The 7,607-nt window shown below is 70.1% G+C and carries 8 protein-coding genes; 3 read left to right on the top strand and 5 right to left on the bottom strand.

The window, feature by feature from the left end; genetic code table 11:
* The 5 genes from AQJ84_RS17185 to AQJ84_RS17165 all read right to left on the bottom strand — a co-directional run.
* A partial coding sequence (locus AQJ84_RS17185; protein ID WP_059198834.1) for an SGM_3592 family protein occupies positions 1–235 on the bottom strand: 235 nt, incomplete at its 3' end.
* A gap of 78 nt (positions 236–313) precedes the next feature.
* Entirely contained in the window at positions 314–1,033 is a 720-nt protein-coding gene (locus AQJ84_RS17180; RefSeq protein ID WP_030041797.1) for an ABC transporter permease subunit, read from the bottom strand.
* Positions 1,034–1,044: 11 nt separating this feature from the next.
* On the bottom strand, positions 1,045–1,956 hold the full coding sequence (locus tag AQJ84_RS17175) for an ABC transporter ATP-binding protein (protein WP_030041796.1): 912 nt from the start codon (positions 1,954–1,956) through the stop codon (positions 1,045–1,047).
* A complete protein-coding gene (locus AQJ84_RS17170; protein WP_030041795.1) occupies positions 1,953–2,870 on the bottom strand; it encodes an ABC-2 transporter permease in 918 nt (305 codons plus the stop codon). The genes AQJ84_RS17175 and AQJ84_RS17170 overlap by 4 nt, the downstream gene beginning before the upstream one ends.
* On the bottom strand, positions 2,860–3,840 hold the full coding sequence (locus tag AQJ84_RS17165; RefSeq protein ID WP_030041794.1) for an ABC transporter ATP-binding protein: 981 nt from the start codon (positions 3,838–3,840) through the stop codon (positions 2,860–2,862). Before AQJ84_RS17165 ends, AQJ84_RS17170 begins: the two co-directional genes overlap by 11 nt.
* Positions 3,841–4,112: 272 nt before the next feature.
* On the opposite strand from AQJ84_RS17165, the gene AQJ84_RS17160 reads away from it, so the two are divergent.
* The 3 genes from AQJ84_RS17160 to AQJ84_RS17150 are packed head-to-tail and all read left to right on the top strand — an operon-like array spanning position 4,113 to position 7,578.
* A complete protein-coding gene (locus AQJ84_RS17160) occupies positions 4,113–4,952 on the top strand; it encodes a M24 family metallopeptidase (RefSeq protein WP_030041793.1) in 840 nt (279 codons plus the stop codon).
* The gene (locus tag AQJ84_RS17155) at positions 4,949–6,709 is read left to right on the top strand and encodes an SDR family oxidoreductase (RefSeq protein ID WP_030041792.1); all 1,761 of its coding nucleotides are present in this window, start codon (positions 4,949–4,951) and stop codon (positions 6,707–6,709) included. Before AQJ84_RS17160 ends, AQJ84_RS17155 begins: the two co-directional genes overlap by 4 nt.
* The gene (locus AQJ84_RS17150) at positions 6,706–7,578 is read left to right on the top strand and encodes a metal-dependent hydrolase (RefSeq protein WP_059198833.1); all 873 of its coding nucleotides are present in this window, start codon (positions 6,706–6,708) and stop codon (positions 7,576–7,578) included. Before AQJ84_RS17155 ends, AQJ84_RS17150 begins: the two co-directional genes overlap by 4 nt.
* The last annotated feature ends 29 nt before the right edge of the window (positions 7,579–7,607 follow it).

The raw sequence follows: 7,607 nt of genomic DNA, 5'->3' as shown, positions 1-7,607 counted from the left end.
GCCGCCGCCACCTGCGCCGACGCTTGCTGAAGAACCATCCTGCGGGCGGCTCGTCGGAACGCCACGGCTGCGGTTCGGGCTTCTCCTTGCGCCAGCGCTCGGCGAGCATCCGGGCACGCGCGGACGGCTCGGCGGTTTCGGCGGACCGTATGAAGTCCTCGTCCAGGACGATGTCGTCCCAGGCCTCGTCCCCGGATTGTCCGCGCCCCTCGTACTGTGACGCCTCGTCCGCCATCCCCGTCCTCCCGCCGTGCGCCCGCTTTCGCCCAGTGTGCCCGGACCAAGGTGAAGCCCCGGTCAATAAACGGACCGTCTACTCCTCGCCCGCGAGCGTCAGCGAGCGCAGCTTCTGGCCCGCGTACCAGGTCGCCAGCACGGTGACCGCGACCAGCAGCACGGTCGCCGTCGTCAGCCCGACGTCGGAGGTGACCATGTCCCCGCCGGCCACCTCGTGCGCCACGGCGAGCGACCACTGCTGGACACTGAGCGTGCGCGCTCCGGGCACCAGGGAGCCGAACAGGGCCTCCCAGACGAGGGCGTACACCAGCCCGAACACGACCGCGTGCCGGGACACCGTGCCGAGCAGCAGGAAGAACGCCGCGTACGCGATCGAGGCGACCAGCGCGGCCACCGTGTAGGCGACGGCGATCTGCTGGCCGTTGCCGTTGAGGATGAAGCCCGCGATCAGGGTGGGCACCGCGGAGAACACCATCGTCACGGCGATCGCGACGATCAGCTTGGTGAAGATGATCGTCGGCCGCTTGATCGGCTTGGACAACAGGTAGACCACGGAACCGTCGTCGATCTCCGGGCCGATCGCGCCGGTGCCCGCGATGACACCGATGATCGGCACCATGGTGGCGAGCGCGAGCCCGCCCAGCAGGTCGGACGCCGTCTGGTCGTCGGCGCCCGCGAGAGCGCGGACCACCAGCGAGATGGCGATGAGCAGCAGGGGCAGCGCGCCCAGGATGAGGGCCCGGCGCCGGCCGAGCAGGGCCCGGTAGGTGAGTCGGGCGACTGTGGGGTCGTACATCTTGTGGCCTCCTACGCCGCGACGAGATACGAGAAGACGGACTCGAGGGACTCGTCGGACGGCGAGACCGTGAGCAGCCGGATGCCGTGGTCCCTGGCCACCTTCGGCAACAGTGCCGTGAAGCGGCCGAAGTCGACGGCCTGGATGCGCAGCGCGCCCTCCGCCAGGTCGACCTCGATGCCGGACGTCGACGGGTCGGCGATCAGCGCGGCCGCGAGGGCGCGGTCGTCGCTGGAGCGCACCAGGTAGCGGTGCGGCCGGTCGGTCATCAGGCGGCGGATCTTGCGGAAGTCACCGCTGGCCGCGTGCCGTCCGGCGACCACGACCTCGATGTGCCGGGCGAGTTGTTCGACCTCTTCGAGGATGTGGGACGAGAACAGGACCGTGCGGCCCTCGTCGCCCATGCGCCTGAGCAGGTCCATGAGCTGCATGCGCTGGCGTGGGTCCATGCCGTTGAAGGGCTCGTCGAGCAGGAGCAGCGAGGGGTCGTGGACGAGGGCGCTCGCCATCTTCACCCGCTGGCGCATGCCCTTGGAGTACGTCTGGATCTTGCGGTCCTGGGCGTACTCCATCTCGACCGTGGCGAGCGCCTTCTGGGCGGCCTTGGCACCCAGGCCGTGCAACTCGGCGTTGGCGACGACGAATTCGCGTCCGGTGAGGAAGTCGTACATCGCCTCGCGCTCGGGGACGATGCCGATGTGCCTGTAGATGGTCTCGTTGCGCCACACCTGCTGTCCGTCGAGGGTGACGGTGCCGGTGGAGGGGGCCAGGAAGCCGCCCATCATGTTGATGAGGGTGGACTTTCCGGCGCCGTTGGGGCCGAGGAGGCCGGTGACGCCGGGGCCGATCGTCATGGTGATGTCGTTGACGGCGACCACGTTGCCGAACCAGCGCGAGACGTGGTCGATGTTGAGCGTGGTCACAGTCCGACCTTTCGATAGCGGCGCATCAGGAGGCCATAGCAGGCGGCGATCAGGCCGAGCGTGACGAGGACGTAGACCACGCCCTCCCCGTTCGTCGGGCCGACCCCTCCGGGGAACGTCGAGCTCGCGCCCAGGAAGGCGGACTGCAGTCCGTCGATGAGCGTGACGGGTGAGAAGAGGCCCATCCAGGCGATGGATCCGGTGCTGCCCTGCGCGTCGGCGATGGCCTGGAGCGTGGAGACGGCGCCGTAGGAGATGGTCAGGACGGCGATCACGGCGGCGATACCGAACCCGCGGCGCGGGGTGACCGACGCGATGACCAGGCCGAGGCCGGCGAAGAGCAGAGAGAGCAGTGCCACCGAGACGAGTCCTTGCGCGAATCCCTTGGTCTGGTCGCCGAAGTCGAGCTTGGCCAGCAGGGCGCCCACATAGAGCACCAGCAGCGGGGCCGCGGTGAGGATGAACAGCGCCGAGGCCAGGGCCGCGAACTTCGCGCGTACGTAGTCGGCGGTCTCGATCGGCCGCGAGAAGTACAGCGGCACGGTCTTGAAGCGCAGGTCGCGCGAGACGGACTGGGGCGCCTGCGAGGCCACGTACAGGCTGATGACGGCCTGCATGACGATCGCGTAGCGCGTGTAGTCGAGCGGCAGGTCCTTCGCCTTGGTGGCGACCGCGACGGCGACCATGATGGCCGCGGGCACGCACATCACCACGAACAGCAGCATCGGCAGGACCTTGGACTTGACCGAGCGGCCGAGGCCGTAGGAGCCGCGCAGGGACTGCGAGTAGAGGGAGCGGGTGGCGTAGGAGCGGCCCAGGCGCGGGCCGTCGTAGGAGCGGTAGCCGATGTTGTGGATGCGGGTCTGGTCACCCGAAGCCGCCGCCGGTGTCCGCATGGGCTGTTCAACCGCCATGGCCGACCGCCTCCTTCCGCTGCTCTTCGCCGGTCCGGGAGTCCTCGTTCGTGAAGACCTCCGAGATGTGGTGCCGGCGCTGTTCCATGCGCACCAGGCCGATGCCCAGGTCGGCGACCACGTCGCGGACCAGGTCGTACGTCTCCTCGCCCTGCGCGGTGATCAGCAGCACGTGGCCGGCGCCCGGCAGCCCGCCGCCGCCCTCGAGAAGGTCCACTCCGCGCGCGTGCAGCGCCTCGCGCACCGCGCGGGTGCCGTCCGGGTGCTCGTCGCTGTCGGTGACCTCGATCGCGAGGGTGGTCGTGATCTGGGTGAAGTCGGTGGTGGAGCTGGAACGAAGGAGCTTGCCGCCGTCGACCACGACCACGTGGTCGCAGGTGCGCTCCAGCTCGCCCAGCAGGTGGGAGGTGACCAGGACGGAGATACCGAAGTCGGTGTAGATGCGGCGGATCAGACCGAGCATCTCGTCGCGGCCGACCGGGTCGAGGCCGTTGGTCGGCTCGTCCAGGAGGACCAGCTGCGGGTCGTGCACAAGGGCTTGCGCGAGCTTCACGCGCTGCTTCATGCCGGTGGAGTAGCCGCCGATGGGGCGGTACCGCTCCTCGTAGAGGCCGACGTGCCGCAGGGTGTCCGCGGTGCGCTCGCGCGCGGCGGTGGGCGGCAGGCCGGACATGCGCGCCATGTGCACGACGAACTCGGTGGCCGAGACGTCCGGCGGCAGGCAGTCGTGCTCCGGCATGTAGCCGACCCGCTCGCGGATGGCGGCACCCTTGGTGGCGACATCGAGTCCGAGCACTTCGGCTCGGCCCTCGGTGGCGGGAGACAGACCCAGAAGGATCTTGATCAGTGTGGACTTGCCGGCTCCATTGGCTCCGACGAGTCCGGTCACACCGGGCCCGACGTCCACGGAGAGCCGGTCAAGCGCGGTCACCCGGGGGAACCGCTTGCTCAGGCTTTCGGTCGCGATCACAGTCACGTCCTAGACGGTAGTGACCTGTACCACGCCGGTCGTCACCCCCCAGAGCCGTCTTGGTATCAGTCTGGAGTCGTACACGGCCCTAGGGGTCACCCTGAGGTCGGGCGACGCCGGGGCGGTTGTCCACATCCGCCGGGTTGTCCACATCCGCCGGGTTGTCCACAGCTCCGTCCCGGCCTATTGACGCAGCCTCTGACGACTGTCACATTCGCCAGTGTCAGGTTACGGGCACGTACCGCGGTCGACGGGGACGGGTGGGCGCTGGCATGACGACGGCAGCAGGTGAACTCACGCAGAGGCTGCGTGGGTTCCGCACGGTCCAGCGCCTCGCCTACGAGTGCGCGGAAGCGGTCGCGGCACGGCTGGAACCCGGCGTCACCGAGCGGGACGCGGCCCGGATGCAGCGGGAGTGGCTGCGCGAGCGGGGCGTGCGTGACTGGTTCCATCTGCCCTTCGCGTGGTTCGGCGACCGCACGGCCTTCGTGAACTTCCGAGTGCCGCTGCAGTTCTTCCCGACCGGCCGCCGGCTGGAGCCCGGCATGCCGTTCATCCTGGACATGGCCCCGGTGTACGAGGGATACACGGCGGACATCGGATACTCGGGCTCTCTGGGCGCCAACCCGGTGCAGAACCGGCTGATGGACGACCTCGAGGCGCACCGGGAGCTGATCCTGAACGCGGTGCGCGAGCGCCGCCCGCTGCGGGAGATCTACGAGGACGTCGACCGCCTCATGGTCCGCCAGGGCTACGCCAACCGGCACCGCGCCTATCCCTTCGGCGTGATCGCCCACAAGGTGGGCCGGGTCCGGGAAAGACGCTGGTCACCGCGTCTCTTCGGGTTCGGTACACAGTCCCTGAAGGGTCTGGCGGCCGACGCGCTGCACGGCCACCGTGAGGGCTGGTCCCCGCTGTGGTCGCGGTACCGCTTCTCCGACCACCCGCCGCACCCGGGCCTGTGGGCGGTCGAACCACACCTCGGCTTCCGGGGCACGGGCGCGAAGTTCGAGGAGCTCCTGGTCGTCACCGACTCCACGGACCCGGAGCAGAGCGCCTTCTGGCTGGACGACGATCTGCCGCACGTGCGGCGCTGGGCGGAGGACAAGTGACGTTGCCGGAGGGTACGCGGGAGCGCTGGGTGCGGACCGGCGGAATCGAGCTGTGTGTCGCCGAACTGGGGGACCCCTCGGACCCGACGGTCGTCCTGGTGCACGGCTATCCGGACAGCAAGGAGGTGTGGTCCGCGACCGCGTCCCGACTGGCCGACCGCTGCCACGTGGTGATGTACGACGTCCGCGGCCACGGCCGCTCGTCCGCGCCGCGGCCGCTGCGCGGCGGGTTCACCCTGGAAAAGCTGACGGACGACTTCCTGGCCGTCGCGGACGCGGTCAGCCCGGACCGGCCGGTGCATCTGGTGGGTCATGACTGGGGATCGGTGCAGGCCTGGGAGTTCGCCAGCGTCAAGCGCACCGAGGGCCGGATCGCGTCCTTCACCTCGATCTCCGGGCCGTCCCTCGACCACTTCGGCCACTGGATCGACAAGCGGGTCAAGCGCCCCACTCCGCGCCGGGTCGGAGAGCTGCTCGGCCAGGGCGCCAAGTCCTGGTACGTGTACCTCCTGCACACGCCCGTGCTGCCCGAGCTGGCTTGGCGCGGCCCGCTGGGCAAATACTGGCCGAGGTTCCTGGAGCGCGTCGAGAAGGTCCCCGGCGACGGCTACCCGACCTCGTCGCTGCCGACGGACGCGGCGCACGGCGCCTGGCTGTACCGGGACAACGTCCGCGCCCGGCTCCGCCACCCACGCCCGGACGCCTACGCACACGCGCCCGTGCAGCTCATCACGCCGCTGGGGGACGCCTTCCTCTCGGAGCAGCTCTACGACGAGCTGGAGCGATGGGCTCCGCAGCTGACCCGGCGCACCATCCCGGCCAGGCACTGGGTTCCGCGTTCCCGCCCCGATCAACTCGCCTCCTGGATCTCCGATTTCGTGACGTCCGTCGAAGGCGGCAGGCCCGAGCCCGTGAAGGCCACCGGCAGGCACGCCGACCGATTCGGCGGGCAGCTCGTCCTGGTCACCGGTGCGGGCAGCGGCATCGGGCGGGCCACGGCGTTCGCGTTCGCCGAGGCCGGCGCGCGCGTGGTGGCCGTCGACCGGGACGCGGAGGCCGCGCTGCGCACCGCCGAGCTCGCCCGGCTCATCGGCGCGCCCCAGGCCTGGGCGGAGACGGTCGACGTCTCCGACGAGCAGGCCATGGAGAAACTCGCCGAGAAGGTCGCCGCCGAGTACGGCGTGGTGGACGTCCTGGTGAACAACGCCGGCATCGGCCTGTCCGGGTCCTTCTTCGACACCACCCCTGAGGACTGGAAGAAGGTCCTCGACGTCAACCTGTGGGGCGTGATCCACGGATGCCGGCTCTTCGGGAAACAGATGGCCGAGCGCGGCCAGGGCGGTCACATCGTCAACACCGCGTCCGCGGCGGCCTACCAGCCCTCCAAGGCGCTGCCCGCCTACAGCGCCTCCAAGGCGGCCGTGCTGATGCTGAGCGAGTGCCTGCGCGCGGAACTGGCGGGCCAGGGGATCGGCGTGACCGCGGTCTGCCCGGGCTTCGTGAACACCGGCATCACCTCGACCGCGCGCTTCGCCGGGGTCGACGCCGAGGAGGAGAAGCGGCGGCAGAAGCGGACCGCCCGGCTGTACGGACTGCGGAACTATCCGCCGGAGAAGGTCGCCGACGCGATCCTGCGGGCGGTCGTGCGAGGCGAGGCGGTGGTCCCGGTGACGCCCGAGGCGCGCGCCGCCCACCTCATGTCCCGGTTCATGCCCAGGGCGCTGCGGGCGATCGCACGTCTGGAGCCCCCGCTGTGAGCGCGCGGATCGCCCCGCGCCGGGTCTCCTTCGACTGGTCGCGCACACCCCTGCACTGGATCCCCGGCGAGCCCACGGCGACCCATGTGATCAATGTGCTGCACCTGTTGCTGCCGGCGGGGGAGCGTTGGTTCGTGCAGGTCTTCAAGCAGGGTCTGCCACTGGTCGAAGACCCCGAACTGCTGGCCCAGGTCAAGGGCTTCATGGGCCAGGAGGCCACACACAGCGTCCAGCACACGCACGTGCTGGACCATCTCGGGGCACAGCGGCTCGAGACCGCGGAGTTCACCCGGCACGTCGACTTCCTCTTCGAACGGCTGCTGGGCGAGCGTCCGCCGCTCGGCGCGCCGATACCCGAGCGGGAGTGGCTGCGATTCCGGCTGGCGGTCGTCGCCGCGATCGAGCAGTTCACGGCGGTCCTCGGCGACTGGTTCCTGGCCGCCGACGGCCTGGACCGGGCCCACGCCGACGAGGTCATGCTGGACCTGCTGCGCTGGCACGGCGCCGAGGAGGTCGAGCACCGCTCGGTCGCCTTCGACATGTACCAGCACTGCGGCGGCACCGGCACGCCCCGGTACGCCCGCCGTGTCGCCGGCATGGCGGTCACGGCACCGGTGATGTTGTACCTGTGGGTATGGGGTACGGCGTACCTGATGCGCCACGACCCCCAGCTGACGGGCAGCCGCCTGCGCTACTCCTACGCCGAGCACAACAGGGCCGTGCACAAGGGGCTGTTGCCCGCGTGGCGGGAGCTGGGCGCGGCGATACCCCGCTACCTCCGGCGGTCCTACCACCCTTCTCAGGAGGGGTCGTTGAGCCGGGCGTTGGAGTATTTGAGAAGGTCACAGGCGTCGAGGGCTGCCTCGTGACGGTCGGATCGGGGAGTGAGGGGCGACCT

Source organism: Streptomyces resistomycificus, from assembly GCF_001514265.1.
Lineage (GTDB): Bacteria > Actinomycetota > Actinomycetes > Streptomycetales > Streptomycetaceae > Streptomyces > Streptomyces resistomycificus.
The sequence above is the reverse complement of the archived record's forward strand: the minus strand, read 5'-3'. Positions and strand labels throughout refer to the sequence as shown.

What these genes read in the sequence shown, in the direction of transcription:
- AQJ84_RS17170 (WP_030041795.1), bottom strand. Translation starts at nt 2,870, where the DNA reads ATGGCGGTTGAACAGCCCATGCGGACACCGGCGGCGGCTTCGGGTGAC.
- AQJ84_RS17180 (WP_030041797.1), bottom strand. Translation starts at nt 1,033, where the DNA reads ATGTACGACCCCACAGTCGCCCGACTCACCTACCGGGCCCTGCTCGGC.
- AQJ84_RS17160 (WP_030041793.1), top strand. Translation starts at nt 4,113, where the DNA reads ATGACGACGGCAGCAGGTGAACTCACGCAGAGGCTGCGTGGGTTCCGC.